The following is a 26,953-nucleotide window of genomic DNA, read 5'->3' as shown; positions in this document are numbered from 1 at the left end:
GAATTGCCTAAGATTGAGATAAGTTGAGAGATTGAGGCGAACCGGATTAAGCGAAGGCGGCGATGCGAATTTTAGTGGTCGAAGATGATGTTCAGCTAGCAGAAGTCGTAGCGGAGGCTTTGACTGATGCTCAGTATGTAGTGGATGTGGCGCGGGATGGAGAGTCTGCCTGGGATTGGCTGGAGTCGCTGACCTATGATTTGCTTGTGCTGGATGTGACACTGCCGAGGCTAGATGGTATTCGCCTGTGCCGGCGGCTGCGCGATCGTCATTTAACCCTGCCAGTGCTGATGCTGACTGCGCGAGATACGATCGCCGATCGCATTACCGGATTGGATGCAGGGGCAGATGATTATGTGGTCAAGCCGTTTGACTTACAGGAACTTCTGGCGCGAGTGCGGGCACTGCTGCGGCGGGGCAATGCGACGGCGGCAACGGAGTTAATCTGGGGCAGTCTTCAGCTCAACCCCAGCACCTATGAGGTGTTTTACGATCGCCAGCTTATTGCCCTGACGCCCAAGGAATTCGCACTACTGGAACTGCTGATATCAAGCGGTCGCCGGGTGCTCAGCCGAACTGGAATTATCGATCGCATCTGGTCGCTGGAAAATCCTCCCGCTGAGGAAACAGTAAAATCGCACGTTAAATGTTTGCGAAATAAGCTGAAATCGGCAGGTGCGCCAGAAAATTTGATCGAAACAGTGCATGGGTTGGGGTATCGCTTGAGGCAGCTCGATGGGGGAACATGAGCTATCTACCCGATTTCTACCCGTTTTCTGCCCGAATTTCTGCTGACCCTGGGGTTATCGTAAGAGCAAATATGGATTCACCTTCGGGGGCGGCGACGAGAAGCAGACAGCCAGCCCCGATTTTTTTAACTGTAGCTTGGTGGTTGCTGCGGCGTGCAGTCGACTTTCTCAAGACGATGCTTGCAGTGCGGTGGCGTGATGGTGAATGTGGTCTTCGATAAAGCTGGCAATGAAGTAATAGCTGTGATCGTAGCCGTCCTGCATCCGCAGCGTCAAAGGTTGCCCAACCTGGGCGCAAGCCTGCTCCAAGCGATCGGGCATGAGCTGTTTTTCGAGAAAACTATCGGCAGTTCCCTGGTCGATCAGGATGGGTCGTCGCCAGGGGGCAGTTAGAATTAGCTCACTCGCATCGTAAGCTTTCCAGCTTTCCGTTTCTTCGCCCAGATAGTGACGAAACGCTTTTTGCCCCCAAGGGCACTGCATCGGAGCAGCGATCGGCGCAAACGCAGATACCGAGCGGTAGCGATCGGGATTTTTGAACGCGCAAAGTAACGCTCCGTGTCCTCCCATTGAATGTCCAAAAATTCCCTGGCGATCGGGCTGAATCGGAAAATGGGCAGCGAGTAAGTCAGGTAGCTCCTGAGTGACATAGCTGTACATTCGATAATGCGGTTTCCAGGGTTCCTGCGTTGCATCGACGTAAAACCCTGCTCCCGTGCCAAAATCCCAGTCGTCCTCTTCTCCCGGAATTCCACAATTGCGCGGACTGGTATCCGGCGCGACCAGCATCAAACCATGCTTTGCAGCAAACTGCTGTGCCCCGGCTTTCACCATAAAATTTTCTTCGGTGCAGGTTAGCCCAGACAAAAAATACAGCACCGGAACAGGATTTGCAGCTGCCTGAGGCGGGCGGTAAATCGAAAAGCGCATTTCGCTATTGCAAGACTGCGATCGATGCTGATAGAACTCGATGGTTCCGCCAAAGCAGCGAGCTTGATTCAGCAATTGAGGAGCTTCACTCATAGAGAAGAAAAGAGAAGAAAATGGGCATGCAACGGGGATAGACCGATCGAAATGAGAGGTTGTTGAAAGCATGGTTGAAAGCATAACTGTGCCCCAGATCGTGCCTCTCGTTCCCCAGGTTTGACTTTATCAATCTTGCATGATTCAGAAATAAAAAATCTACTCCTCTAAGCAGGATTGATAAAGAAGTCAGTTGATTATCCCAGAGAAAAAATTATCTGGTGTCGATCGTATTTTATGTTGCTGTGTTTTAGGCTGTGATCGTGAGCATCAGGTAAATCAAATCCTGCAGAAAACTAGTGAAAAACATTTCTGCATTTACCTGCATCGCAACCCACGCATTAGCTCCCGGTTTGGCAGTGTGACGGCGATCGATCAGCGTTTGCCCGATCGTCCATTCTCCCTGGGTTTCGATTTTTACCGTCGCTCTTTGCAGCAAAAACGATTCTGGGTAGAACAAATAGCCGATCGTGGCTGCATCGTGAACCAGGAATCCGGGAATGCCTCTGGTTTCACAATAGCCTGTTGCCGTACCGATCATAAATTCACAAAGCGGGCTGATGAGCTGAGCGATCGGGCTGCGATGGGAAGAATTGGTCACGACCGCCTGTGCCATCTGACGAGTAAAGATCAGGTGTTGCGTCACATCGAGCGGCATCACGACTAGATCATCGCGACTGTTGAAAACCGTTTGGGCAGCGACGGCATTGAACCAGATGTTAAATTCGGCGTGGGGCGTTACGTTGCCCGGTGCGAGAAAAGCTCCCCCCATGACGATGATCTCTTTCGCCTGCTTCAGGATGCCGGGCTGTTTGGCTTCGGCGGCAGCAAGATTGGTCAAAGGACCGATCGCTACGATCGTCACTTCCCCAGGCATGGCGTTGAGGCGATCGATAATCACATCATCGGAGCGGCGGGCGGTTTCAAACGCATGGGTGGCTACGGGTAGCGTCTCCGATAGGTTGCCCATCCCGTCATGTCCATGAATAGAGGACGCATCCTCGATCGCCCCTTGCACAGGCACTCCTCGACCGACTTCGATTTGAGAAAATCCTGCTAAGCTCAGGATTTGGCTGCTGTTGCTAAAGGTCTTTTGGGCAGCGACGTTACCATCGGCTGCGGTGACTGCAATCAAATCTGCAAAGCCCCGTTTGACTAGACTGAGTAGCCATAAGAAGGCAAAGGTATCATCGCCACCCGGATCAGTGTCGAGAATGATTTGAGGAATACTTTTTTGAGGAATACTTTGAGAATGAGTCATTACAGGTCACGTATAAAAACAGATATGAAAACAAGGACAAAAGCAGGGATGAAAATTAGTTCAATCTTTTATTAAGCCTTTTATTAAGCAAACGAGCGATCGCGTTTACTAGAACTTTGAGTTCTACAGGTTTTGCAATGTGTTGCTGAAACCCTGCTGCCATTGTCTGCGGACAGTCACTTTCCCCCATGCAGCAAATTAATAAAACTTTCCCAATCGCGATCGCGGTCATCTGGGTGGTTCACATCGTCAACGGTGAGGGCAAAGAGTTCTGCCTCGGTATATCCGGTAACTCCACAAAAAGCAGCATTCTTGCGCAAAAAACGACGAGTTTTAGCATCTGTCTGGGTCATGCCCATGCTAGTCAGGCTAAACATTGCATGAGAGTTTGTTTCACTCTCGCCCAATACATCCCGAACGTGCTGATGCGTAAACGCTAAGACAGGCTTCTTAAACCAGGTTTCGATCGAGCCAAGCGGGGTTTGGGTTTGTATTTTTAGCTCATTAGCATTGCTTTCAGCAGGGGCAAAGCGCGATCGCATGAGCATCGCCATTTCGCTGTCACTGCCAAAGATAGTCTCAGAGAGATTAAAATTTGCCATGATTTCCAGTGACAGATCCCAGCTTCAGGAGGGTGATAACTATCCGTGAATCCAGCAGTGAATCCAGGAACGAATTCAGCGCAGTGAATCTAGAGCAACATCCCTTCTAACGGCTGGCCAAGCTTAGCAAGATGCACGTATCAACCTAGGTCAATCTTCTACCACTAGGTAGAACAGCGGATCTACCTTCCGGAGGAATGCCTACTTGCACGATCAGGATTCAGGCGGGCAGCCTCCTGGAGAGCATCCTAATTCGCAGAAGTGATATATGAGGAGATATAGGCTCGCTGTCACTTCTCCCACATTCTCTTAAATGCTGCCTGTAAATCACAAGAGTAATCAGTAATAACAGTTCGATTATTACTTTCATTACCCTGATTGCTTACAGCAATCGATGTTGGATTCCAATCTTTTGACAGAGCTGATACTCGACCCTATTACAGACCATTGCAGTGATCTGAATGAATACCATAATCAAAAAATACATGAATAACTGGCTGTCATTATGAAGACTGCAAGCACCGCACCAAAAATTGATACTGCTCAAGTTCCAACGATCGCCCCTGCTTATAACGGAGCCGATCGCAATGCCTGGATTTTTGGCTGGAACCCTCAGCAAGAGCTATGGAACGGACGTCTGGCAATGATTGGTTTTGTCGCCTATTTCCTCTGGGATATCGCAGGTTACAGTGTCCTTCGGGATGTGCTGCACCTGATTCGTTAGACCGATCCGTTAGACATTTGCATCGATTTGCTACAGACGCGATGTTAGCGAAGCATGATTCAATCATTTGTGAAGAAATCGTTCGTGAACAAATGGTTCGTGAAAGTCGCTGATTGATTTCAGCAAACAAGATTATTGAAAACCCGAAATACTGCCATGCAAACTACTGCAAACTCCTCAATTCGCTACGCTGCCCTCAGCCTCGGAACCCTTTTCCTGTTTTTGGGTCTGGCTGGCTTTCTGCCTGCTTTTGTTGTTCCTCCTGATAGCTTTCTGCCTGCAATGGGATTTGGCTATCTGTTTGGTCTGTTTCCGACAAACTACTTCCACAATGCGATCGGCATTCTCGTTGGGCTGTGGGGCATTGCAGCGTTCACCAGTCTGACTGGCTCGATCGTCTTTAATCGCATCTTCGCGATCGTTTACGCGCTGGGTGCAATTTTAGGGCTGATTCCTTTTACCAATACTCTGTTTGGCATTACGCCGCTTTTGGGCAATAATATCTGGCTCAATGCCATTGTTGCAGCGATCGCCTTCTATTTTGGATTCATTAAGCCCGCAGAAGTTCAGCTTCCTGGAGCGTCGACTTCTCAGGCAAGCATGCAATAAAAACTCGCTCAAATCGTGCCCAATCGCCCATAAAAATGGAGCTTCCTCAAGCTTCTTAAAAGCAATTCTTGTTAAAAGACGAAACAGTGCATTCTTCAGAGTTCGCTGATTCATGAGTAGCCCAACCAGGGCTACTTTTTTTATCGGCTTATTCGATCGAATAAGTTGCTGTATTAAGCTGTTAACCGCCAAATTAAGATGCTAACCCTGCACTAAACAATCATTAAGATGTTATTAAGCCTCATTAAAATATGAACAACTGCACACTGGATTATCAGCCTGTTGCTGTTAGAAACCTTTGCTTGCTGGGCATACTAATCAAGCACTGCCGGTCAAACACATCGCACTATGACCTCCTTGCCTTCTCCGTCTAGCTTGCAGTTTCAAACCTTGCAGGAAAGCCTGCTGCACCGAATTACGAATCGAATTCGCCAATCTCTTCAGCTTCAGGAAATTCTGCAAACCACCGTGACGGAGATTCGCGCTTTTTTGGAAACCGATCGCGTCATGGTGTATCGATTTTACCCAGATGAACACGGAGAAGTGATTGCAGAAGCAATTCATCATGATCGGCTACCTTCCTTGCTGGGGCTACATTTTCCTGCTGAAGATATTCCCGCTGAGGCGCGAGAGCGTTTTTTGCAGGCGCGGCAACGCTCGATTGTTAATTTATCCACCGCACAAATTGGCTGGAGTCAGCCCCGATCGATTGAGTCAGCCGATCGCACATCTGACGACATTCACTACCGCCCCATTGACCCCTGCCACGCTGAATATCTTAAAGCAATGGGCGTGCAATCGTCGGTTGTCGTTCCCATTGTGCAAACAGATCAGCTTTGGGGATTGCTGGTTGCCCATCATGTCGAGCCTCGCCCCGTTTCCGAAGCCGAGCTGCATTTTCTGCAATTGGTGGTCGATCAAGTCACGATCGCGATCGCTCAGTCTGCGCTGTTGGTTCAGGTGCAGACCCAGGCATTCCAGGAGCGTACTGCAAATCAAATCGCAACCCTGCTTCATAGTGAAGCGGCAAATCCGTTTGAGGCAGCTCTGAAAGCAACCGTTGAAGTGATCGGCGGGGTGGGGGGGCGACTGTTGCTGCTGCCGAGTGCTGCGGGGCAGGCGAGTGAACTATATTGCTGCGGAACCCAACCCGTCCAGTTGTCTTTTGCCCCTGACTCGTGCTTGGAGCAGGAGCCTCTCTGGCAAGCTGCTCTGTTGTCACCGAAACTGACGATCGCAGACTTAGCCGACGATCCCCGATGTCAATCTCTGCACCAGCGTTTTCAGGACACTTCTATCCGAAGTTTACTAATTATGCCCCTGCATGGGGGAGCGGAGACGATCGGCTGTCTAACGCTCTTTCGAGATGAAATTGAGACGGAAACCCTATGGGCAGGCAGGATTGAACCTGATGGACGGCAGACGATGCCGCGTCAGTCTTTCAAACAGTGGCGACAGTACAAACCGAAGCAGGCTCAAGCGTGGACGGAAACCGATCTCAACCTGGTGAAAGCGATTAGAATTCACTTCGCGCTGGCGGTCGCACGGTATCAGCTTCAGACGCAGGTTCACGCACTCAATACCAGCCTGAAGCAACAGGTTCAGCATCAGAGCCGCGATCTGGCAAATATTCAATCTGCGCTGGATCAATCGTCAATCGTGGCAATGACTGACCCTCAAAGCATGATTTGCTATGTCAATGATCGGTTTTGCGAAATTTCTAAATACAATCGAAATGAGCTGATTGGGCAGTCCTATCATCTGCTGCGCTCAGAGCACCATCCTAAAGAGTTCTTTAGCCAGATGTGGCAAACGATTGACAGTGGTGCGATTTGGCGGGGAGAAGTCAAAAATCGCGCTAGAGACGGTACAGAATATTGGGTGGATAAAACGATCGTTCCATTGTTAGATGAGCAGGGAAAACCCTATCAATATGTGGCGATTGAAAGTGATATTACTGCCCGTAAACAAGTCGAAGCAGCGCTACGCTATCAGTCTAGCCTGCTGCAAAATGTGATTGATTCCAGCACAGACTGGATCTTTGTTAAGGATCTCGATTTCCGCTACCTGCTTGCTAATCAAACCTACCTTAGCGCGATCGATCGCAAGCCTGAAGACATCATTGGTAAAGATGACTTGGAACTTGGATTTCCCCCTGATCAGGTGTTTGGTAATCCAGAGCAAGAAACGATTGGTTTCCGGGTGGACGATCAAAAAGCGATCGCGGGTGAGATTGTCTTAAATCTGGGTGAACCCGTCACCGTCGCTGATGGCACTGTGGTGTGGATGGAAACGAAGAAGCTGCCCTTGCGCGATCAAGAAGGGCAGATTTTTGGCGTGTTGGGAGTTTGCACTGATATCACTCAGCGCAGACAAGCAGAAACTACCCTGAAACGAACAACAGAGCGGCTTCAAGAAGCTCAGCGCGTTGCCCAAATGGGAAGCTGGGAATATGATGTGGCAACGGGAACTGTGAATTGGTCGGACGAACTCTTTCGCGTTTTTGGAATGGAGCCACGCGCAACCGCACCATCGCTGGAGGAACATGCCCAAATCTTTCATCCTGACGATTGGAAATGGTTTCAGCAAACGTTTGACCGAGCCATTCATGAAGGCATCCCCTATGATGTTGAAATCAGATTTTTTCATCCGAATGGATCAACGCGCCTAATTAACGCCAAAGCAGAAATCGTCAACGATGAGACAGGTCAAATTGCTGCTTTGTTTGGTACGGTGATGGATATTACCGATCGCAAACAAGCAGAAGCCACGCTTCAGGAACAGCTTAATTTGGCTGCATTTCGAGCTGATGTTGATGCTTCGTTAACCCGAGGTAAGACACTTCAAGATATGCTGCAATACTGCACTGAAGCAATGGTTTCTCATCTCGGTGCTGCGTTCGCGCGAGTCTGGCTGTTGAATGCTCAGGAGAATATACTGGAACTGAAAGCAAGTTCTGGTTTATACACTCATCTGGATGGCGATCATGCCCGTGTTCCAGTCGGAAAATTTAAAATTGGTTTAATTGCCGAAGAATGTCAACCCCATCTGACAAATTCAGTTCTGGATGATCCCCGTGTAGGCAATAAAGAATGGGCAAAGCAAGAAAAGATGGTTGCTTTTGCCGGATATCCTTTGATGGTTGAGAACCAGCTATTGGGAGTGATGGCAATGTTTGCACGACAGCCTTTGTCGTTCTCAACGCTGGATGCTTTAGCATTGGTGTCACAGGAAATTGCTCTTGGCATCAAGCGACAGTACGCTGAAATGGCATTACGACAATCTGAAGTCGAGTTACGCGAAAAAGCTCAACAGCTAGAGCAAGCTCTGCACGAACTTCAGCACACCCAGGCACAGCTCGTTCAAACCGAAAAAATGTCGAGTTTAGGACAACTGGTGGCAGGGGTTGCCCATGAAATTAATAATCCCGTCAACTTTATTTATGGCAACCTGGCGCACGTTGGTGGGTATGCCTATGATTTGCTGAATTTACTGGATCTGTATCATCAGTATTATCCGGTTCCCGTTCCCGCGATCGCAGCCGAAGCCGAGGAAATTGACCTTGAGTTCCTCAAAGTAGATCTGCCGAAGCTCCTGACCTCGATGAAGGTGGGAGCCGATCGCATTCAAAAGATTGTTCTGGCACTGCGAACCTTCTCCCGAATGGATGAAGCGGAAGTCAAAGCGGTGAATATTCACGAGGGCATTGATAGCACGCTGATGATCTTGCAGAGCCGCCTGAAGGAAACTGCAGGGCACTGGGGAATCCAGGTGGTCAAAGCTTACGGAAATTTACCCCTGATTGAATGCTATGCCGGACAGCTCAATCAGGTTTTTATGAACATTCTCAGTAATGCGATCGATGCCCTCGATGAGTTTAATAGCACTCGTTCCCCTCAGGAAATTCAGAATCATCCCGCCGCGATTACGATCAAAACTCAGCAGATTCACAGCCACCGCATTCAGATTCGGATTGCAGACAATGGTATTGGCATGAGCGAACAGGTGCAGCAACGGCTATTTGAACCCTTCTTCACTACTAAGCCGATCGGCAAAGGCACTGGACTGGGGCTATCGATTAGCTATCAGGTGGTTGTTGACAAGCACGGCGGCCTGTTAACCTGCCATTCGGCTCTGGGCCAGGGAACTGAGTTTGTGATTGAGCTACCCCTAGCGCTCGAAAGCGAGCTATTTAAAAGCGAACCCTAAGGTTAACCTAATGGCGCACCTGGGACTGATTCTTGTGCTGCTGCGCTATGCCGATCCCTCACTGTTTCAGACAGGCGGCATACCCTTACAGAGCTTCGACCGTCTCTGGACTGGAAAACAACTTGCCCACCGCAGACAACCTGGAAGTAGCACGATTTCAGGGTAAGCAGGTAACTCAAGTGGCGCGTGCGCTCAAAATGGCAGGTGAGATGGATTTGATCTAATTTGATCGGTTTGTGTCAATCGGTTTGTTTCCGAAGTTCTCTCACCGGGAATACTCACATCGATCGCATTCTTAACCAAACTCCAGGCGGATTTTTAGAAATGCTTCTGAAGAGTTCTGAAGAGTGATTGCATCTGTCGAGTCAGCTCGCTGTGAGGTATCGCTGTGAAATACGAGATTCGCTATAAACCTGCATTCGCAACAGTTTTTTTGACGCTGCAACCCGGCGATCGAATTACTGCCGAGGCAGGCGCGATGGTTAGTATGGCAAGCCGTGTGTCGATGACGACCCAGTTTTCGGGTGGCTTAATTTCAGCATTGCTCAAGACGTTTTTGGGCGGCGAATCGCTGTTTGTCAACGAGTTTAAGAACGCGACCGGAGAACCACTGGAACTGGTACTCAGCCAGGGAACGATCGGCGATGTTGCCGTGGTGGAACTCAATAACAACGAAATTTGTTTTCAGCCAGGGGCATATCTCGCCCATACCCCGGGAATTCGGATGGGCGTAAGCTGGGCAGGCTTTTCGAGCTGGCTATCAGGCGAGGGGCTATTTAAGCTGAAGCTGAGCGGCAAAGGATTAGTCTTCTTTGGCGGCTATGGTGGTGTCACGCAAAGACGAGTCAACGGCGATTTGGTAGTAGACACTGGGCATCTGGTCGCCTATGACCCCCAAATCAAAATGAATATCCAAATGGCAGGCGGATTAGTTGGCTCCGTCACTTCTGGCGAAGGACTGGTGAACCGCCTCTCCGGTCAGGGACGAATTTACCTGCAATCGCGCAGCGTAGACGGTTTAGTGCGATTTGTTCGATCGAAGATCTAAAAGGGTGGATGGGTAAGAGAAAGAAATTGGGCGATGAATACAACGCTTGAGCTGTAGTTGCTTTGCAGTTCTTCCTCCCAACGATCACAACAATTGCCCCTCACCCCCTCACTCCCTCATCCCCCATCCGCTCATCTACCCCTGTACCCCTTCACCCCTTCACGGAACTTTTCAACCATGAAACTCGATATCCTCCACCGACCCGATAGTGCGATCGCCAAAATCAACATGGCTCCCAGAGAAGAAATCATTGCCGAAGCCGGCGCGATGGTTGCCATGAGTGCCAGCCTTGATGTGAATACCACGCTGCGAAAGGGCAAGGGCGGCGGCGTATTGGGAGGACTCAAGCGCATGGTCACAGGCGAATCGCTGTTTTTAAGTGTGTTTCGCTCTGGTAACACTCCTGGCGAAATTTATCTCGCCCCAAAAATGATGGGCGATATTGTGGCATACACGCTGAGCGGAACGGATCTCGTGATTCAATCCACCAGCTATTTGGCGTCCACGGGCAATGTCAGCGTTGATTTGGGATTTCAAGGATTTAAGTCTATTTTTTCTGGTGAAGCAATCTTCTGGCTCACCGCGAGCGGCACGGGTTTAGTGTTGCTGAACTCCTTTGGCAGCATCTACGAAGTAGACGTAGACGGTGAATACATTGTAGATACCGGAAACATTGTTGCCTTTGAGAAAACCCTCAGCTTTTCGATTACGAAACCGGGTTCTAGTTGGCTGGGCGCACTTATGGGCGGGGAGGGGTTTGTTTGTCGATTTAAGGGCAAAGGCAAACTGTACTGCCAGACCCACAATCCCCGCACGTTTGGTCAATTGATTGGCAGCCAGCTTCCGCCTCGCTAAGACATGAAATTAACAACGATCGCCCCTCCCCTCTCTTCAGGAAACTCAAAATGACAAACACTAAAAACACCACAAACTCTGAATTTGCCTATCAGATCGAACACGCGCCTGCCTACGCCTCGCTCTCGATCAAGCTAAGAGCCAATCAAACCGTTCTGGTAGAATCGGGCGCAATGGCAGCAATGGACAGCAGCATCCAGATGAAATCCAAAGCCAAGGGCGGCTTGATGAAGGGCATCGGGCGGGTGTTGAGCGGCGAGTCTTTGTTTGTCAGCGAGTTTACAGCGGCAAACAACCCTGGCGAGCTGATGATTTCCCCACGAGTTCCCGGCGATATCCAGTATTACCGACTAGACGGAAGCAAAAGCCTGATGGTGCAGTCTTCCGGGTTTGTCGCTGCCAGCTCCAGTATCCAGATCGACACCAAATTTCAGGGAGCTAAAGGCTTTTTTAGCGGCGAGTCGCTGTTTTTGCTGCGGGCATCGGGTACGGGGGATTTCTGGTTTAGCTCATACGGAGGAATCCTGGAAATTCCGGTTTCGGAGGAATATGTGGTCGATACGGGCTATATCGTGGCGTTTGAAGAGACGTTGCAATACCAAGTCGAACTGCTGAGCGGCTTATCGTTTAAGGGTTTGCGGACGGGCTTTTTAGGCGGCGAGGGCTTGGTTTGTCGGTTTAAAGGCACAGGCAAACTGTGGATTCAGTCGCGGCAGCTTTATCCGCTGATTAACTTTTTCCAGGCATTTCGACCCACCCGTAACTAGCCCGCAAGAACTGCGAGAACTACCGTATGTCGATCGAACTTCCTCCCGGCATGGCGGACTATAGCGAAGCTTCGCCTCCGCCCAAAAATCGGCAGATCGTGCTGTTGCTCAGTTTTTTTGTGGGGCTGACGATCGCCCTATTTCTGTCTGTTGATCTGATGGTCGGCGTTCTGATTGGCTGGATTCCTCCGGGGGTTGAACGCCAGCTTGGAGCACTGATCGTCCCCGCATTTGAACAACAGGCAGCCCCTTCCTCAGCTCAAGACACCCTGAATCAATTGCTCGATCGCCTGAAACCGCATTTGTCTGCCGAGCAACAACAGCGAGATTACAAAGTGCTGTATGTTCCAGATGAAACGGTGAACGCGCTGGCGATACCGGGCGATCGAATTATTTTATATCGAGGATTAATCGAGCAGGCAGAATCAGAGAATGAGCTGATGATGGTTTTGGGGCATGAACTGGGACACTTTGCCCATCGCGATCACCTCCGCCAGCTCGGACGCGGATTATTGATGCAGATTACCATCTCTAGTCTGTTTGGGGATATCAGCGGCATTCAGTCGATCGCCCTTTCTGCTGCTCAGACGATCGGCAATTCTCGGTTTTCCCAAAACCAGGAATACAAGGCTGATGAAATGGGTGTTACGCTTCTGCAAAAAATCTACGGACAGGTTGCCGGAGCAACTGATTTTTTTGCCCGTTTAAGCGAGAAGAAAGATCTACCGATCGATTTTCTCACCACCCACCCTAATCCCGGCAAGCGAGTGCAGCGATTGGAAAAACTGGTTCAGCAGAATGGTTGGACGGTTGGAGATCGATCGCCCGTGGCTGAAAGTCTCAAAATGCCTTGAGGTTTACTACCTTGGGATTCATATCCTGAGATTTATACCCTGAGGTTCAATGCCCCGAGGTTCAATGCCTTGAAGTTAATGAGACAGCAAGTTCCCGCAAACTGATTCCCCCAGGGGAATTCGCTTATCCGATCGCCTGCGTTCGGGCAACCTGTCTTTTAGAATGCCAACAAAATCCGCAGATTTCGTCATCATAGAGGATAAGGCATTCGCAGGACGCGCACCCCCATGGCACATCCGTCAGACTTTCACATTCAAGCCCCGTTTGAGCCGAAAGGCGACCAGCCAAAGGCAATTCAGAAGCTGACTAAATCGGTGGAGCAGGGCGATCGCTATCAGACGTTGCTGGGCGCAACCGGAACCGGAAAAACTCACACGATCGCACGAGTGATTCAAAACGTGGGCAAGCCGACGCTGGTTCTGGCGCATAATAAAACCCTGGCGGCGCAATTGTGCAATGAGCTGCGGGAGTTTTTCCCGGATAATGCGGTCGAGTATTTCATCAGCTATTACGACTACTATCAGCCGGAAGCTTATATTCCGGTGACCGATACCTACATTGCCAAAACTGCTTCGATCAACGACGAGATCGATATGCTGCGGCACTCGGCAACGCGATCGCTATTTGAGCGCAAAGATGTGATTGTGGTCGCGTCGATTAGCTGCATTTACGGTCTGGGCATTCCGAACGAGTATTTAAACGCGGCGATTCCGTTTCGGGTAGGTGCGGAGGTAGACCAGCGGGCAATTCTGCGCGATCTGGCTTCGGTGCAGTACGAGCGCAATGACCTGGAAGTGGGGCGCGGCAAGTTTCGCGTGAAGGGCGACGTGCTGGAGATTGGTCCGGCGTACGAAGATCGGATTATTCGGGTGGAATTCTTTGGCGATGAGATCGACGCGATTCGCTACATCGATCCGCTCACGGGCGAAACGCTGCAAAGCATGGACGGGATTAACGTTTACCCGGCGCGTCACTTCGTCACTCCTGAAGATCGGCTTCATGAAGCCTGTGATGCGATCGAGCAAGAGCTAAAAGAACGTCTGATGGAACTGGAAGGCGAAAATAAATTACTGGAAGCACAGCGACTTGAACAGCGCACTCGCTATGATCTGGAACTTCTGCGAGAAGTAGGCTACTGCAACGGGGTCGAAAACTATTCGCGCCATCTGGCAGGACGCAATCCAGGCGATTCGCCCGAATGCCTGATCGATTATTTCCCGAAAGACTGGCTGCTGGTGATCGACGAGTCTCACGTTACGATTCCCCAAATTCGCGGGATGTATAACGGCGATCGATCGCGCAAAATGACGCTAATTGACCACGGCTTCCGGTTGCCCAGCGCGGCAGATAACCGACCGCTCAAGTCCGACGAATTCTGGGAGAAGGTGAATCAGTGCATTTTTGTCTCGGCAACGCCGGGCGACTGGGAGCTAGAGCAATCGGGCGGCAAGTTTGAAGTCGAGGGCGAAGGCAAGAACGAGTCGAGGTCTTATATCCCAGGTACAGGTCACGTCGTAGAGCAGGTGATTCGTCCCACGGGTGTGCTTGATCCAGAAGTGTTTGTGCGTCCCACCGACGGACAAATCGACGATCTGCTGGGCGAAATTCAGGTGCGGGTGCTAAAAAACGAGCGTACTCTCGTCACGACGCTCACGAAGCGCATGGCAGAAGACCTGACGGAGTATCTGCAAGAAAGAGCGATTCGCGTCCGCTATCTCCACTCCGAGATTAACTCGATCGAGCGAATTGAGATCCTGCAAGATCTGCGGGCAGGCGAGTTTGACGTGCTGATCGGCGTGAACTTGCTGCGGGAAGGTCTGGACTTACCGGAAGTTTCCCTCGTCGCGATCCTGGATGCGGACAAAGAAGGCTTCCTACGGGCAGCACGATCGCTGATTCAGACGATCGGACGGGCAGCGCGTCACGTTCGGGGACAGGCAATTCTCTACGCCGACAACCTGACCGACAGCATGGCACGAGCCATCAGTGAAACCGAGCGTCGTCGCGTCATCCAGCAAGAGTACAACGAAAAGCACGGCATCACCCCCAAGCCGATCATCAAGCGGCAGAACAACGCAATTCTACAATTCCTGGAAGTCTCGCGGCGCGTCAATGCTCAGGAGCTAGAGCAGATCTTTGAAAAGGCAGACGATCTGCCCCTGGAAAACATTCCTGACTTGATCGTTAAGCTCGAAACCGAGATGAAAGCAGCCGCTAAAAATCTGGAGTTTGAGGAAGCCGCCAAACTGCGCGATCGCATTAAACACCTGCGCGATCGATTGTTGGGGAAGCGATCGTAACTTCTAGCGCATCGCTGCCATCGTATTTTTCCAGGAAAGCTCCTTGCATAGAATCTCTAGTGCCCGTCTTTCCGCGCCTTCAAACAGCCCACAGTCTGCGAGTTCCTTTAAGACCTGCTGAGTGAGCTGAGCAGCAAACGTGCCGCCACAGCGCAGCAGATGACTGTAGTAACAAAACTGAGAATTGCCATTTTCGTTGCAGTGGAAGTGGTAAATTTCCTGCTCGGTCATCACAAACGCAGGCGTGTTGATCGGCACAATCACCTTGGGAATGCCGTGACAGCCATAGCGCGATCGATCGCTTTCAGTCAGCGTCCCCACCAGCACTACTCCCAGCAGCGTCCGAGTATCTGCGACTAAATCGGGCGTAAACATCGGGTCAGGTTCGCTCGACAAGCGCGGACCATTGCTAAGAAACATCGGGTTAAAGAGCTGGGAGTTATACACCAAGCCCACTGCCCAGTGTCGCTCGTCTGGCTCTTCCAGTTTGACAAAACAGCCAAAGCCGTAGTCGTCGGGCAGCGGAGGATAGCTGACCTCGTGGCGATCGTCTAGCTGCACGACATAGTCGCAGTGAGAGTTTGACTTGACCACTTTTCCAAGGCGCATTGTTTTCTCCAATCGCATCACCCGTTCCTCTCACTGATAAGAGACTGCTGTTTCTCTAACTCGTTTCTTGAACCATTCGCGATTTCGCTGACCGCATTTTATCGGACTTTCGTACAACTGAACTATCAGAATCGGGGGAATTAAGCCGATCTCTTAAATTTCTTTAGAAAAAACCTTCTGGGCTTGCTGTTAAGTCCGCTTGAGAAAGAGTTTAAAGAGAACATCATAAAGAGCGATGTCGCCCCTTCTGCTTTCCTTTCTAACCGCCAAAGGTAGGCGTTCAGCGTTCTATCAGCGTTCTACTATCAGCGTTCTAATGGTCATTAGTAGCCGATCGGCGAATTAATCACGCATTAGGATAGAACAGGTATCGCTTGGGGCAAACTGAAGTTATTCCCGTTAAAACGGCACGGCTCGCATCAGGATCAGACAATTAAACGATTGATTGCACGATCGCCCCACGAGAAACTGCTTCGTATGGTCTGACTTAATCTGGTTTACCTCGATCTGGTTTGCCTCGATCAGGAGCTGCATTTCGACTAGCGATGATGCTGGTCGTCTATAACAATATTTCATCCCCGCTGCGCTGAATTTATGACTGACTCATCGGATGTACGCCCACCCAGTGCTCAAGCCAGCTCTAAAAATCCATCTGGTTTGAATTCGCTGACTGGCAATTCGGCAGGAAGTCCAGCTGAAGCTCTCTCCGATGTGCAGATAACGCTCACTTTACCAGCAGAGATCGCCTCAGCAATTCAGCAGTCTTCGCAGCAGCCGATCGGTCAGCAAATCCTGGCACTGCTGCAACAAGCAGTCAGCATCCGGCAGCCATTAGAACAGCCGCCAGAGGCAAAGGTCAGCCAGAGTTCGCCTGTGGATGCTTCGCTGCGGCAAGAAGTAGAACAGCTTAAACATCGCCTCAGTCTGCTCGAAGCCCTGCTGCCACGAGTTGAGGCGATCGAGAAAAACGTCAATGACTTTACCGGAAAAACGGCTTCGCCTTGTCCTGGGAACGATCGAGCGACTCCCGCTCCGCAGGCATCTGCTCCCCCAACCGCTCCGGCAATTCAAAACCCTGCATCTGTGCCAGAGCCGCGACCGACTGGAGTTCCTTTGGATGCTGACAAACCGCAGGAGCAAGACAAAGACGGCAATCCCGGATCAGCGATCGCTTCGCTCTGGATGCAGGTTCAGCAAAACAATCATCCGCCTGCCTCGATTCCCTCCACGCTGCAACCCGCCGATCCCTGCTCAGTGGGGGAGCATCGGTTAATGCCGTTTAAATCTTCTGGTCGGAGCGTGTGTATCAAATGCGGCTGGACGGATAACCCTCGCAGTGATAGTTTGACTACGCCTCCGGTCAATGCTTCAGATCTTCATCAGCTCCTGGAACAAGCCGCGATCGAGTCTTTGGAAAACATGAAGCCCCGCAAGCGATCGACTTAGCGATCCGCTGATGATCAGGAGTGCATTAGTGTTTTCCCGCACCCAGATAAAGCTCACCCACTTTTGGATCGTTGAGCAAATCCTGTCCTCGTCCTTCAAATCGATCGCGTCCCGTTTCCAGGACATAGCCGCGATCTGCCATTGCTAAAGCTTTACGAGCGTTTTGCTCCACCAGCATAATGGACGTGCCTGAGCGGTTGATTTGCTGAATAATTTCAAACACGCTGTTAACAAGCTGGGGTGACAGAGCGGCGGAGGGTTCGTCGAGGATCAGCAAACTGGGTTGCAGCATCAGTGCCCGTCCCATGGCTAACTGCTGCCGTTCGCCGCCCGATAGGGTTCCGGCACGCTGTTTTCTGCGCTCCACCAGTCGCGGGAACAGGGCAAAAATCTGATCTTTGAGTTCCTTCAAGGAGCCGCGCCGCACGAACGCGCCCATTTCCAGGTTTTCTTCCACTGTGAGCGACGGAAACACATTCGCAATTTGCGGTACATAGCACATTCCCCGCTGCACAATCTGATTCGACTTCAGGCCGACAATATTCTGCCCTTGAAACAGAATCTTGCCTTTGTGCGGGGTCAGCAAGCCGAAGATTGTTTTCGCCAGGGTTGATTTTCCGGCTCCATTCGGACCAATTACAACCACCAATTCTCCCGGATCAACGCGAAAATTTACCCCTTGCAGGATGTCCAGGTCTTTGATGTATCCGGCGTGAACGTCTTCAACTTGTAACAGGGGGACGGGCAGCAGGGGAGCAGTCTGAGGCATAGCAGGAAAGCCAGACAAAAGGGCTATTGCATAGTCTTTAGCGAATCATAGCGAATCATTTTGGGGTGGACTGAAGATCAGGACGTTCTTCTGGGACGATCGCCCCTTCCACAGGACAGACTTGCAGACAAATTCCGCAGTCAATACAGGTCGAAAAGTCAATCCAGTACCAGTCGGTTCCTTTCGTGTTTTTACCGGGACCGTCGTGGATACAAGCGACCGGGCAGGCATCCACACAGTCAGCGACCCCTTCACAGATGTTGGTTACGATCGTATGCGGCATAGCGTTCTCTTAAGATCGGCGGGATAGGCTGGGTCAGGATAGTTTGGGTCAGGATAGTTTGACAGGGCAATCCCCTGGCGGAGAACTGCATCCTTTCTCCTGTTCACCGTTTCTCAGTGTACCGATTTCCGGTTAGCTCGTGTCGATAATGGTCATTCAGAATTGCAGACGAACTCTGAAGTCCGAATTGGTATCATGAAAAGAAGTTAAGAAATATCAATAAAAGTACTGTGACGACTCAAATTCCTGTTTCTGCCTCTGCCCCCCTGCCGATCGAATTCTCCACCTGGAGTTGGCAGGGACACAATATCTGCTACACCGTTCAGGGTGAGGGAGTGCCGCTGGTGCTAGTGCATGGCTTCGGCGCATCGATCGGGCACTGGCGCAAAAATATTCCTGTTCTGGCTGCGGGCGGCTATAAAGTGTTCGCGCTGGATCTGCTGGGCTTTGGACGATCGGATAAGCCGATCGAGCTAACCTACGAGTTGGAACTGTGGCAGCGGCTTTTAAAGGAATTCTGGGAAACGCATATTCAAGAACCCGCCGTGTTTGTGGGAAATTCGATCGGCGCGCTGCTGTGCCTAATGGTGCTGGCGGATTATCCGGAGATTACCAGAGGTGGGGTATTGCTGAATGCCGCAGGCGGGCTGAATCACCGTCCTGAAGAACTGCCGCTGCCCCTGCGATTGATGATGACAGGCTTTAATAAGCTCGTGACCTCTCAGCTTGTCGGTACATTTTTGTTTAACATCATTCGGCAAAAGCCCCGTCTGCGTCGTACGTTGAGACAGGTTTATCGCGATCGCACTGCCATCACCGACGATCTGATCGATCTGCTCCACGAGCCGTCCTGTCATCCCAACGCCCAAAAAGTCTTTGCCGCGATCCTTTCTGCCCCACCCGGCCCCAAACCCGAATCGCTCTTACCCAAAATCACCCAACCCCTGCTGATCCTTTGGGGCGAGAAAGATCCCTGGACGCCGATCAGCAGCGCAAAATTTTATCAAGACCTGGCAGAAGAGAAAGAGCACGTTCAGTTTATTCCCATTCCTGACACTGGACACTGCCCCCACGACGAACGCCCCGATCTGGTCAATGCCCATATTTTGAACTGGCTGAATACTGCGATTCGCTAAGCGATTTTTAATCTTCATGTCTCTTCCTACGGTGATTCTTCCTGGCTATTTGGCAGGCGCGGTTCCCTATCGCGAAATGGAGCAAGCCCTGCAACAGCTTGATATTCCGGTTAAGACGGTTCCCCTGAAGCGTGGCGATTGGTTTCCAACCCTGGGCGGGCGATCGATGCTGCCGATTCTGACTCAGCTCGACCAGACCGTGAAATCCCTGATGCAGGAAACGGGAAGCGATCGCGTTAATCTGGTCGGGCATTCAGCAGGCGGCTGGATTTGCCGGATTTATCTGGGGGAAATTCCCTATGATGTACATCCGGGCGATCAGGGAAAGCCCTGTCTCTGGCAGGCACATCCACAGGTGACAACGCTGGTCACGCTCGGCACGCCCCACGTGAGTCAGGAACGCTGGACAAAGCGTAATCTGGATTTCGTCAAGCAACACTATCCGGGCGCGTTCTACCCCAGCGTGAAGTATGTTTGCGTTGCAGGTAAGGCAATTTACGGCAAACGAGATTGGGCAAACTGGTTTGTCTACAGCAGCTATGAACTCACCTGCGGCAAAGGCGACTGCTGGGGCGATGGCATTACTCCGATCGAATCAGCTCACCTGGCGGGCGCAGATAATCTCACACTGGAAAACGTGCTGCATTCCCCCCACCCGAGTAAGCTGTGGTACGGCTCCCCGGAAGTGGTGAAAGCTTGGGCAACTCACCTGACGTAAAGGTGCTTCTGATCGGGGTGATCGATGCTTCCCTGGCAGCATTTTGCAGAACGCTCTACCCCTTATCCTCCTTCCCCTTTTGCGGCTGCTCGAATGCCTCATAAGCTGCCACAATGCGCTGCACCAACGCATGCCTGACCACATCTGCCTTTGAAAGCTCACAAAAGGCGATTCCCTCTACGTTCTTCAAAATACGCTGAGCGACGGCTAAACCGGACTCCTGGTAGGACGGCAAATCAGTTTGGGTAATGTCGCCTGTCACCACCATCCGCGATCGAAATCCGATACGGGTCAGCACCATTTTCATTTGTGCCGGAGTCGTATTTTGCGCCTCGTCGAGAATCACAAAGGCATTGTTGAGGGTGCGTCCTCGCATATAGGCGATCGGAGCCACTTCAATCACGCCCCGCTCCATCAGGTTGGCAATTTTCTCTGGGTCGATCATCTCGTACAGCGCATCGTAGAGCGGACGCAAATAGGGATTCACCTTTTGCTGAAGATCCCCCGGTAGAAATCCAAGCTTTTCCCCTGCTTCCACGGCGGGACGAGTTAAAATCAGCCGCTCGTACTGGTTTGCCAGAAGTGCCTGAACTGCCACCATCGCTGCCAGGTAGGTCTTTCCCGTGCCTGCGGGACCGATGCAGAAGGTGAGGTCGTGTTTGCGGATTGATTCAATATATTGCCGCTGTCGAAAGGTTTTCGCCCGGATTTCTTCGCCTTTACGGGTGCGGACGATAACGTCCCGTTGCAGCATTTCCAGATCGTCTTCGCGGTGCGTGTTAATCGCGTGGCGAACGGTCTGGATATCTACTTCAGTGATCGGCTTGTCCTGACTCCAGTAGGGTTCGAGCGATCGAATGAGTTTCTGGCACAGTTCGACCTGATTTTCAGTTCCCGTAATCAGCACTGATTGCCCCCGTAAAACCAGGGAGGCTCCAGTTTGCTGACTCAGGTACTTCAGGTTGGCTTCCTGTGTACCCGCTAGAGCGATCGCACTTGCGGGGGTCGGTAAATCGATTGTAAGCGTAGTTCCCATTCCATATGAGCCAGGGGAACGTTGAAACCGCTAGCTCTATTACGACATTAGCAAATTTATCTGTTTCCGAATTTAGCGACGCGGACGGCGGGAAGGCTGCGATCGAGGTGGTCTATTGTCATTTCCTCCATTTCTGGAGCCTTCTCTGCGATCATCATGTCCCGAAGGTTGTCCACCCATGCCGCCAAACACTTCGAGATGAACTACCTGCCCTGCTGCCTGAGCCAACGCCTGCACCACAGTGCGAATTGCCTGAATGTTACGTCCGCCACGCCCAAACACTCGCCCTTTATCTTCGCCTTCGATCGCTAAACGAATTAGCACCCGCGAGGTGCGCGGAGAAACTTCGCAGTCGAGCCGCAGAGATTCTGGGGAATCGAGAAACGGCTGCACCAGAAAGCGAACGAGTTCGGAGTAGTTAGAGCTAGTTTGGGACACAGGTTTAATCAGGATACCAGCGGAAATTCTGACCGAAATTTTTATCGTAGGATGCGCTTTTGGCGACATCGCCCTTGGTGGGTCAAGGCTTTGGAATGATGATGTGAATCGACGAGCTGAATCGATGCAATGCGGGGGCTGCCTGAGCGGCTGTGGAAGAAGTCGCAAAGGTTTTATATTGTCCCCTAAATTATTGCCGCCTAAATCCCCCAAAGTTGGGGGACTTTGAATTTCTAAAGCAATCTAGGTTGCCCACAAAATTAGGGGTTAAGGGGACGTACGGATAAAACCAACGACTCTTCATCCTTGAACGCATCTTACAAAATTGCCGAAATGCGATCGGATTTAAGCCCTATCCTTGATAGCGCGCCGGAACGAGGTTGGCTTTTTCCAGAATGCGACGCACGGTATCGGTAGGCTGTGCGCCCTGTTCCAGGCGGCGACGAATTGCCTCTTCCTTTAGCTTTACTTCGTCGGTTCTGGGGTTGTAGTAGCCCAATTCTTCGAGGGCGCGGCCGTCTCGGCGAGAAGTCCCAGTCATTGCCACAATTCGGTAGCTCGCCTCAAACTTTTTACCGAACCGCTTTAATCGCAGCTTGATCATGCCTAAAAATGTTGCTCCTGTTCAAAAAATAACGCTCACTGCTTCGGTTCAGAATGCAGCCAGCAAAATCGAGTCTAATTGGTTGCCCAACTAGCAATTATAGTATGTAGAAGTCAGATCATACCATTAAAGCAAGCGTAACAATTCAGCGTCACCGTCACAGTAGGCGCAACTGTTCGTTTGCAGGTTCTTCCAGAAGCAAATCATCCGACAAGTCCGGCAGTCTCAGCTCGCCAACCCCCGCCCATTCCTCCTCGGTAGACAGTAGCAGATGAGCTGTTTCCAGCATTTCGGCAGCAAATTCTGCCAGATGAGGCTGGTTCTCTAAATAGGTTTTGAGGGCATCGATCGGCGTCAGACAGGTTCCCGTACCCAACTCCGGCAGCCGGGGACGCGCAAGCTGACTAACCAGATCTGCTTGAATTGTGTAGGTGTGTGCTGCGCTGAGGGCCTGATGCACTGCCGCCTGATCGATCGCGTCGAGCTGTTCCGAGCGCACTTCATAAATTAGCCGCACCACTGCATCATGAATTTCGGTCGATTCGATCGCTTTCAGCAGAACTGAGTGGGGGTCGTTCGACTGGGACAAATTCACTCGAATTGTGCGAAATGGACGCACCGGCAAAGGGCAGAAATCCATTTCGACTGAACCGCGCTGCGAAGCCGTTCCTCCTGGGGGGGAATCGACCTTGACCAGCACATAACCCTTATCCTCAGTTTCTTCGCTAAAGTCCACTCGCTCAATGCTGCCCGGATAGACAACCAGCGGCTGCTCTGCCAGAACCTGATGCCGATGCACATGACCCAGTGCTACATAGTCAAAGCAGGAACGGGTCAGGACAGCAAGAGGGACGGTAAAGCCCTTTCCCACGGCTAAAAATCGCTCTGCGCCAAATCGCGCCGTATCGGTCATCAAATGTGCTAGCAGCACTGTGGGCAGATTGGGATCAAGCTGACGAATTTCGCCTTCCAGCGCAACCCGGAGGCGATCGGTCAAAAGCTGATTCACCTCTGCTAGAGACAGACCCTCGGTTTCGGGGCGGGTGAGCAGGGTCGATCGCGTCAGCCAGGGTAGGGTAATGATCTGAATTGCTCCGTTCCGAGTCTGAATCCGGTGGGTTGCCAATCGATCGCCCACCACAAAGCCGGGTACGCCCAGCGTCCGATAAATACACAGGCTTGCTCCGCCCTGCCCCTGCGAGTGCTGATCGTGGTTGCCCACCAGCAACACGGTGGGAATTTGAACATCGACCAAGCGGCGAAACTGCTCGGCAAAAAGCTCCTGCACGATCGGCGGCGGCGTCGCATCGGGGAAAGCATCTCCGCCAAACAGCACCAGATCCACAGGTTCGGCAATGGCGCGATCGATACAGTAACTCAGCGATCGCACAAAGTCTTCCAGGCGGGTATTCAGTCCGGTTTCAGAATTGATGCGTCCGTGGGAAAAGCCGCTTCCCAAGTGGATGTCGGAGAGGTGAAGGATTTTGATCATGGGTTGATCGTTTTGATCAGGGATTTAATCAGGAACTTGATCAGGGACGATCGGGCAAGGCGTTTGCGTTCTTTGGAGGTTGTTTGAGCCGATTTCGCCAGAATCAAGCGATTAAGGGACGGTTCGGGTAATTATCATCGCTTTGCAAACATCCTCCCAAGTCGATGGCAAGATGAGAGGAATGTTCTGAATTTTACCGCAAATGACCGGACAAGATGAACAAGCGTACTCTTTTCCACCGACTCGAAATCGCGCCCCCCGTAATCGCACGATCGAATTAACCGAAGCCGATCGCCAGCATTTACAAAATCAAATCATCCAAATCTCACCGGGCAATTTTCTAACAGAATTACCTATCGGAATTATCCGGGGTGATTCGCTTCAAATCGCACCTTTGTTGCCGCCCAATTCTGTAGATTTGCTCATTCTTGATCCGCCCTACAACTTGAGCAAAGCCTTTGATGGCTATCGGTTTACAAGACAGACGATCGACCAATATTCAACCTGGCTCGATCGGGCAATTACTGCTTTTAAGCCGCTTCTCAAAAACACTGCAACGATTTATATTTGCGGCGATTGGCTGACTTCGATTTCAATTTTTACAGTCGCTTCGGCTCACTTTATCGTCCGTAATCGCATTACCTGGGAGCGGGAAAAGGGTAGAGGCGCAAAGTCTAACTGGAAAAACGCCAGCGAAGATATCTGGTTTTGTACAAGCTCCGATCGCTATACCTTTAACGTAGATGCGGTGAAATTGCGGCGAAAAGTAGTTGCGCCCTACCGGGATGCCAGCGGAACGCCTAAAGATTGGACAACAACCGAAAGCGGCAATTTTCGGGATACGCATCCGTCGAATCTGTGGACAGATATTACCATTCCTTTCTGGTCGATGCCCGAAAACACAGACCATCCCACGCAGAAAAGCGAAAAACTAATTGCCAAACTCATTCTTGCTAGCAGCAATCCGGGCGATCACGTCTTCGATCCTTTTCTGGGCAGCGGCACGACAACGGCGGTATGTGAAAAGCTCGATCGCAAAGGTTCAGGCATTGAACTCAGCGAGGAATATTGCCTGACCGCTGCAAAACGCTTGGAGCTTGCCCACCAAGACAAGACAATTCAGGGCTGGAGAGACGGAGTGTTCTGGGAGCGCAATACGTTTGCCTCGCAAAAGCTGACTTCTGAATAATGTTGCTGTCCTGAGCCGCTAAACTAAGGGATTGCACCCCTCGCCCCCGTTTGCCGCTATGAAAATCGAATGGCAGGTCGCCAAAACCTACGAAGACATTCTCTATCACAAAGCCGACGGCATCGCCAAAATCACAATTAACCGTCCCCACAAGCGCAATGCGTTTCGCCCCAGAACAGTGTTTGAGCTTTACGATGCCTTTGTCGATGCGCGAGAAGATACCTCGATCGGCGTCGTTCTCTTCACCGGGGCAGGACCGCATACCGACGGCAAATACGCTTTCTGCTCTGGCGGCGATCAGAGCGTACGCGGCGAAGCGGGCTATGTAGACGAGGCAGGCATTCCCCGGCTGAACGTGCTGGACTTGCAGCGGCTGATTCGATCGATGCCCAAAGTCGTGATCGCGCTGGTGGCGGGCTATGCGATCGGCGGCGGTCATGTGCTGCACCTGATTTGCGATTTGTCGATCGCCGCAGACAACGCCATCTTTGGGCAAACGGGTCCGAAAGTGGGCAGCTTTGATGGTGGCTTTGGCGCAAGCTATCTGGCACGGGTGGTCGGTCAGAAAAAGGCGCGAGAAATTTGGTTTCTCTGTCGGCAATACGACGCACAGCAAGCCTTAGACATGGGCTTGGTCAATTGCGTTGTCCCGGTCGAACAGCTTGAAGCCGAGGGCATTCAGTGGGCGCAGGAAATTCTGGAGAAAAGCCCGATCGCCATTCGCTGCCTCAAATCTGCCTTTAATGCCGACTGCGACGGACAGGCAGGCTTACAGGAACTCGCCGGAAACGCGACCCTGCTTTACTACATGACCGAAGAAGGCTCAGAAGGAAAGCAGGCGTTTTTAGAGAAGCGATCGCCTAACTTCCGGCAGTATCCGTGGTTGCCGTAGGGGGCAGTTAGCGAACTGCCTCGACTCCTGCCATCTCCAGAATCTCAGGAATCAAATCTTCGCGCCGCACTGCCATCAGGTGAACCCCCTGGCAAATCTGCCGCGCCATGTGCACCTGCTCTGCCGCGATCGTCATTCCTTCCCGTAGAGGGTCAGAGGCTTTTTCCAGGCGATCGATAATCTCCTGAGGAATGGTCACGCCCGGCACATTGCGGTTAATAAACTGAGCGTTTTTGGCAGACTTTAGCAGAAAAATTCCGGCAAGCACGGGCTTATTGCAGCCGATCGCCATATGCTCCATGAATTTGCTGAGGCGATCGAAGTCTGAAATGAGCTGACTCTGAAAGAACTGTGCTCCGGCGGCCAGTTTGCGCTCAAATCGACGCTGTAGCCCTGACCAGCTCCCGCACTGGGGATCAACGGCTGCCCCGGCTAACAGAGTCATTGCACCGTCGGGCAAGGCTTTGTCGTTAAAGTCAAATCCCTGGTTTAACTTGTCAATCAACTTGAGGAGCCGCACTGATTCCAGCTCAAATACGCCTCTTGCCTCTGGGTGATCCCCCGCTTTGATCGGGTCACCTGTGAGAGCCAGCACATTGCGAATGCCGAGTGCCTGTGCCCCCATCAGATCTGCCTGGAGCGCGATGCAGTTTCGATCGCGGCAAGCCATCTGACAAATTGGCTCAATGCCCTGCTGTTTTAGGAGAACCGACGCAGCCAGAGACGACATCCGCATCACCGCTCGACTGCCATCAGTAATATTCACTGCATGAACCCGCCCCTTCAGCAGATTTGCCATCTGAATCATGTGAGACGGATCGCCCCCCTTAGGCGGCATGACTTCTGCTGTTACCAGAAAATCGCCCCGCTCGATCGCCGCATGAAACTGGCTAACCGGAGCCTGAGCCGCAGGAGCAGATGATGAAGGCATACTAAGCAGTTGGGAATCAGTCATGGATGAATTGTTGTTCCGGTGAGATCGAGGGTTGAGCAGGAGCAATGGCGAATTGATCATTTCAGCCGTAACCCGCTCAGCCGTAACACCTGCTCAGCCGTAACAATTGATAGGGCTACCTCAGCCAGTATGCCTTAGAAGGGGTTCAGAAAGAATCTGCACTAAAGCAGGGTGCAGAAAGTTCACTGCCTTACCCCACAGGAAAAACGAGTTCACGCAGTCAGCGGCTTTGCGTTGCCAAAGTCGCTTTTGGATTCTCTTGATTGAATCCCTAGTAGTCTGCCAAGGGAACTTTGCCTGGTGGGGTTATTTCTGGTAAGGTGACTCAAATCCAGGAAGATCATTATGAGTCAGAAGCGTTACATCGTCGATTTAACGGATGCC

General features: G+C 51.4%; 27 protein-coding genes. 15 read left to right on the top strand and 12 right to left on the bottom strand.

Annotated elements, in window-relative coordinates; all coding sequences use genetic code 11:
- The first annotated feature begins 62 nt into the window (after positions 1 to 62).
- Positions 63 to 749 (top strand): response regulator transcription factor, encoded by a 687-nt coding sequence (locus NDI45_RS00135; RefSeq protein WP_190791720.1) that lies wholly within the window; start codon positions 63 to 65, stop codon positions 747 to 749.
- A gap of 168 nt (positions 750 to 917) precedes the next feature.
- On the opposite strand, the gene fghA is transcribed toward NDI45_RS00135, so the two are convergent.
- From fghA to NDI45_RS00120, 3 genes are all read right to left on the bottom strand, one after another.
- Positions 918 to 1,772 carry an S-formylglutathione hydrolase gene (gene fghA / locus NDI45_RS00130; RefSeq protein ID WP_348245713.1) on the bottom strand — a complete coding sequence of 285 codons (855 nt, stop codon included), beginning with the start codon at positions 1,770 to 1,772 and terminating at the stop codon, positions 918 to 920.
- A 250-nt stretch (positions 1,773 to 2,022) separates the two neighbouring features.
- Positions 2,023 to 3,033 carry a nucleoside hydrolase gene (locus NDI45_RS00125; protein ID WP_348245712.1) on the bottom strand — a complete coding sequence of 337 codons (1,011 nt, stop codon included), beginning with the start codon at positions 3,031 to 3,033 and terminating at the stop codon, positions 2,023 to 2,025.
- 176 nt (positions 3,034 to 3,209) lie between these two features.
- On the bottom strand, positions 3,210 to 3,635 hold the full coding sequence (locus NDI45_RS00120; protein ID WP_348245711.1) for a hypothetical protein: 426 nt from the start codon (positions 3,633 to 3,635) through the stop codon (positions 3,210 to 3,212).
- A gap of 505 nt (positions 3,636 to 4,140) precedes the next feature.
- Here NDI45_RS00120 and NDI45_RS00115 point away from each other — a divergent pair.
- The 9 genes from NDI45_RS00115 to uvrB all read left to right on the top strand — a co-directional run bounded on the left by NDI45_RS00115 (position 4,141) and on the right by uvrB (position 15,002).
- A complete protein-coding gene (locus tag NDI45_RS00115) occupies positions 4,141 to 4,359 on the top strand; it encodes a chlorophyll a/b-binding protein (protein WP_190792061.1) in 219 nt (72 codons plus the stop codon).
- Between the two features lie 156 nt (positions 4,360 to 4,515).
- Positions 4,516 to 4,968 (top strand): DUF4383 domain-containing protein, encoded by a 453-nt coding sequence (locus tag NDI45_RS00110; protein WP_348245710.1) that lies wholly within the window; start codon positions 4,516 to 4,518, stop codon positions 4,966 to 4,968.
- A gap of 348 nt (positions 4,969 to 5,316) precedes the next feature.
- Entirely contained in the window at positions 5,317 to 9,177 is a 3,861-nt protein-coding gene (locus NDI45_RS00105; RefSeq protein ID WP_348245709.1) for a GAF domain-containing protein, read from the top strand.
- Positions 9,178 to 9,224: 47 nt separating this feature from the next.
- A complete protein-coding gene (locus tag NDI45_RS00100; RefSeq protein ID WP_348245708.1) occupies positions 9,225 to 9,401 on the top strand; it encodes a hypothetical protein in 177 nt (58 codons plus the stop codon).
- 164 nt (positions 9,402 to 9,565) lie between these two features.
- Positions 9,566 to 10,225: a TIGR00266 family protein gene (locus NDI45_RS00095; RefSeq protein ID WP_348245707.1), complete on the top strand. Its 660-nt coding sequence runs from the start codon at positions 9,566 to 9,568 to the stop codon at positions 10,223 to 10,225.
- A gap of 177 nt (positions 10,226 to 10,402) precedes the next feature.
- Entirely contained in the window at positions 10,403 to 11,080 is a 678-nt protein-coding gene (locus NDI45_RS00090; RefSeq protein ID WP_348245706.1) for a TIGR00266 family protein, read from the top strand.
- Positions 11,081 to 11,130: 50 nt separating this feature from the next.
- Positions 11,131 to 11,847 (top strand): TIGR00266 family protein, encoded by a 717-nt coding sequence (locus NDI45_RS00085; RefSeq protein ID WP_348245705.1) that lies wholly within the window; start codon positions 11,131 to 11,133, stop codon positions 11,845 to 11,847.
- A gap of 26 nt (positions 11,848 to 11,873) precedes the next feature.
- Positions 11,874 to 12,701, top strand: a complete 828-nt coding sequence (locus NDI45_RS00080; RefSeq protein WP_348245704.1) for a M48 family metallopeptidase — start codon at positions 11,874 to 11,876, stop codon at positions 12,699 to 12,701.
- A gap of 228 nt (positions 12,702 to 12,929) precedes the next feature.
- A complete protein-coding gene (uvrB, locus tag NDI45_RS00075; RefSeq protein WP_348245703.1) occupies positions 12,930 to 15,002 on the top strand; it encodes an excinuclease ABC subunit UvrB in 2,073 nt (690 codons plus the stop codon).
- 3 nt (positions 15,003 to 15,005) lie between these two features.
- On the opposite strand, the gene NDI45_RS00070 is transcribed toward uvrB, so the two are convergent.
- Both NDI45_RS00070 and NDI45_RS00065 read right to left on the bottom strand, forming a co-directional pair.
- Positions 15,006 to 15,611 (bottom strand): hypothetical protein, encoded by a 606-nt coding sequence (locus NDI45_RS00070; protein ID WP_190794312.1) that lies wholly within the window; start codon positions 15,609 to 15,611, stop codon positions 15,006 to 15,008.
- A 399-nt stretch (positions 15,612 to 16,010) separates the two neighbouring features.
- Positions 16,011 to 16,145: a hypothetical protein gene (locus NDI45_RS00065; RefSeq protein ID WP_348245702.1), complete on the bottom strand. Its 135-nt coding sequence runs from the start codon at positions 16,143 to 16,145 to the stop codon at positions 16,011 to 16,013.
- 60 nt (positions 16,146 to 16,205) lie between these two features.
- Between NDI45_RS00065 and NDI45_RS00060 the strand changes: the two genes are divergently transcribed.
- Positions 16,206 to 17,057, top strand: coding sequence for a hypothetical protein (locus tag NDI45_RS00060; RefSeq protein ID WP_348245701.1), 852 nt, complete (start codon positions 16,206 to 16,208; stop codon positions 17,055 to 17,057).
- A 25-nt stretch (positions 17,058 to 17,082) separates the two neighbouring features.
- On the opposite strand, the gene NDI45_RS00055 is transcribed toward NDI45_RS00060, so the two are convergent.
- Positions 17,083 to 17,826: an ABC transporter ATP-binding protein gene (locus NDI45_RS00055; protein ID WP_190794309.1), complete on the bottom strand. Its 744-nt coding sequence runs from the start codon at positions 17,824 to 17,826 to the stop codon at positions 17,083 to 17,085.
- Positions 17,827 to 17,881: 55 nt separating this feature from the next.
- The gene (locus NDI45_RS00050) at positions 17,882 to 18,109 is read right to left on the bottom strand and encodes a ferredoxin family protein (protein ID WP_190794308.1); all 228 of its coding nucleotides are present in this window, start codon (positions 18,107 to 18,109) and stop codon (positions 17,882 to 17,884) included.
- A gap of 230 nt (positions 18,110 to 18,339) precedes the next feature.
- On the opposite strand from NDI45_RS00050, the gene NDI45_RS00045 reads away from it, so the two are divergent.
- Entirely contained in the window at positions 18,340 to 19,245 is a 906-nt protein-coding gene (locus tag NDI45_RS00045) for an alpha/beta fold hydrolase (RefSeq protein ID WP_348245700.1), read from the top strand.
- 16 nt (positions 19,246 to 19,261) lie between these two features.
- Positions 19,262 to 19,963, top strand: a complete 702-nt coding sequence (locus tag NDI45_RS00040) for a lipase (RefSeq protein ID WP_348245699.1) — start codon at positions 19,262 to 19,264, stop codon at positions 19,961 to 19,963.
- A gap of 55 nt (positions 19,964 to 20,018) precedes the next feature.
- On the opposite strand, the gene NDI45_RS00035 is transcribed toward NDI45_RS00040, so the two are convergent.
- The 4 genes from NDI45_RS00035 to sbcD all read right to left on the bottom strand — a co-directional run bounded on the left by NDI45_RS00035 (position 20,019) and on the right by sbcD (position 23,533).
- Complete coding sequence (locus tag NDI45_RS00035; protein ID WP_348245698.1) at positions 20,019 to 20,999, bottom strand: PhoH family protein; 981 nt, start codon at positions 20,997 to 20,999, stop codon at positions 20,019 to 20,021.
- A gap of 72 nt (positions 21,000 to 21,071) precedes the next feature.
- Entirely contained in the window at positions 21,072 to 21,437 is a 366-nt protein-coding gene (locus NDI45_RS00030; protein ID WP_348245697.1) for a KH domain-containing protein, read from the bottom strand.
- A 352-nt stretch (positions 21,438 to 21,789) separates the two neighbouring features.
- The gene (rpsP, locus tag NDI45_RS00025; protein ID WP_190794304.1) at positions 21,790 to 22,041 is read right to left on the bottom strand and encodes a 30S ribosomal protein S16; all 252 of its coding nucleotides are present in this window, start codon (positions 22,039 to 22,041) and stop codon (positions 21,790 to 21,792) included.
- 157 nt (positions 22,042 to 22,198) lie between these two features.
- Positions 22,199 to 23,533 carry an exonuclease subunit SbcD gene (sbcD, locus tag NDI45_RS00020; RefSeq protein WP_348245696.1) on the bottom strand — a complete coding sequence of 445 codons (1,335 nt, stop codon included), beginning with the start codon at positions 23,531 to 23,533 and terminating at the stop codon, positions 22,199 to 22,201.
- Positions 23,534 to 23,735: 202 nt separating this feature from the next.
- On the opposite strand from sbcD, the gene NDI45_RS00015 reads away from it, so the two are divergent.
- Both NDI45_RS00015 and menB read left to right on the top strand, forming a co-directional pair.
- Entirely contained in the window at positions 23,736 to 24,722 is a 987-nt protein-coding gene (locus tag NDI45_RS00015) for a site-specific DNA-methyltransferase (protein WP_348245695.1), read from the top strand.
- A 58-nt stretch (positions 24,723 to 24,780) separates the two neighbouring features.
- Positions 24,781 to 25,614: a 1,4-dihydroxy-2-naphthoyl-CoA synthase gene (gene menB / locus NDI45_RS00010; RefSeq protein ID WP_348245694.1), complete on the top strand. Its 834-nt coding sequence runs from the start codon at positions 24,781 to 24,783 to the stop codon at positions 25,612 to 25,614.
- A 7-nt stretch (positions 25,615 to 25,621) separates the two neighbouring features.
- Here the strand turns inward: menB and NDI45_RS00005 are convergent, their stop codons facing one another.
- The gene (locus NDI45_RS00005; RefSeq protein ID WP_348245693.1) at positions 25,622 to 26,569 is read right to left on the bottom strand and encodes a methylenetetrahydrofolate reductase; all 948 of its coding nucleotides are present in this window, start codon (positions 26,567 to 26,569) and stop codon (positions 25,622 to 25,624) included.
- Positions 26,570 to 26,953 lie beyond the last annotated feature (384 nt).

The sequence above is a fragment of the Leptolyngbya sp. GB1-A1 genome, assembly GCF_039962475.1.
Lineage (GTDB): Bacteria > Cyanobacteriota > Cyanobacteriia > Elainellales > Elainellaceae > Leptolyngbya_A.
This window is presented reverse-complemented; position numbering and strand designations above follow the sequence as displayed.

Excerpts from the sequence above, each read along its gene's own strand:
- NDI45_RS00135 (WP_190791720.1), top strand. The coding sequence starts at position 63 with ATGCGAATTTTAGTGGTCGAAGATGATGTTCAGCTAGCAGAAGTCGTA.
- fghA (WP_348245713.1), bottom strand. The coding sequence starts at position 1,772 with ATGAGTGAAGCTCCTCAATTGCTGAATCAAGCTCGCTGCTTTGGCGGA.
- NDI45_RS00125 (WP_348245712.1), bottom strand. The coding sequence starts at position 3,033 with ATGACTCATTCTCAAAGTATTCCTCAAAAAAGTATTCCTCAAATCATT.
- NDI45_RS00120 (WP_348245711.1), bottom strand. The coding sequence starts at position 3,635 with ATGGCAAATTTTAATCTCTCTGAGACTATCTTTGGCAGTGACAGCGAA.
- NDI45_RS00115 (WP_190792061.1), top strand. The coding sequence starts at position 4,141 with ATGAAGACTGCAAGCACCGCACCAAAAATTGATACTGCTCAAGTTCCA.
- NDI45_RS00110 (WP_348245710.1), top strand. The coding sequence starts at position 4,516 with ATGCAAACTACTGCAAACTCCTCAATTCGCTACGCTGCCCTCAGCCTC.
- NDI45_RS00105 (WP_348245709.1), top strand. The coding sequence starts at position 5,317 with ATGACCTCCTTGCCTTCTCCGTCTAGCTTGCAGTTTCAAACCTTGCAG.
- NDI45_RS00100 (WP_348245708.1), top strand. The coding sequence starts at position 9,225 with ATGCCGATCCCTCACTGTTTCAGACAGGCGGCATACCCTTACAGAGCT.
- NDI45_RS00090 (WP_348245706.1), top strand. The coding sequence starts at position 10,403 with ATGAAACTCGATATCCTCCACCGACCCGATAGTGCGATCGCCAAAATC.
- NDI45_RS00085 (WP_348245705.1), top strand. The coding sequence starts at position 11,131 with ATGACAAACACTAAAAACACCACAAACTCTGAATTTGCCTATCAGATC.
- NDI45_RS00080 (WP_348245704.1), top strand. The coding sequence starts at position 11,874 with ATGTCGATCGAACTTCCTCCCGGCATGGCGGACTATAGCGAAGCTTCG.
- uvrB (WP_348245703.1), top strand. The coding sequence starts at position 12,930 with ATGGCACATCCGTCAGACTTTCACATTCAAGCCCCGTTTGAGCCGAAA.
- NDI45_RS00070 (WP_190794312.1), bottom strand. The coding sequence starts at position 15,611 with ATGCGCCTTGGAAAAGTGGTCAAGTCAAACTCTCACTGCGACTATGTC.
- NDI45_RS00065 (WP_348245702.1), bottom strand. The coding sequence starts at position 16,145 with ATGCAGCTCCTGATCGAGGCAAACCAGATCGAGGTAAACCAGATTAAG.
- NDI45_RS00060 (WP_348245701.1), top strand. The coding sequence starts at position 16,206 with ATGACTGACTCATCGGATGTACGCCCACCCAGTGCTCAAGCCAGCTCT.
- NDI45_RS00055 (WP_190794309.1), bottom strand. The coding sequence starts at position 17,826 with ATGCCTCAGACTGCTCCCCTGCTGCCCGTCCCCCTGTTACAAGTTGAA.
- NDI45_RS00050 (WP_190794308.1), bottom strand. The coding sequence starts at position 18,109 with ATGCCGCATACGATCGTAACCAACATCTGTGAAGGGGTCGCTGACTGT.
- NDI45_RS00040 (WP_348245699.1), top strand. The coding sequence starts at position 19,262 with ATGTCTCTTCCTACGGTGATTCTTCCTGGCTATTTGGCAGGCGCGGTT.
- NDI45_RS00035 (WP_348245698.1), bottom strand. The coding sequence starts at position 20,999 with ATGGGAACTACGCTTACAATCGATTTACCGACCCCCGCAAGTGCGATC.
- rpsP (WP_190794304.1), bottom strand. The coding sequence starts at position 22,041 with ATGATCAAGCTGCGATTAAAGCGGTTCGGTAAAAAGTTTGAGGCGAGC.
- sbcD (WP_348245696.1), bottom strand. The coding sequence starts at position 23,533 with ATGATCAAAATCCTTCACCTCTCCGACATCCACTTGGGAAGCGGCTTT.
- NDI45_RS00015 (WP_348245695.1), top strand. The coding sequence starts at position 23,736 with ATGACCGGACAAGATGAACAAGCGTACTCTTTTCCACCGACTCGAAAT.
- menB (WP_348245694.1), top strand. The coding sequence starts at position 24,781 with ATGAAAATCGAATGGCAGGTCGCCAAAACCTACGAAGACATTCTCTAT.
- NDI45_RS00005 (WP_348245693.1), bottom strand. The coding sequence starts at position 26,569 with ATGACTGATTCCCAACTGCTTAGTATGCCTTCATCATCTGCTCCTGCG.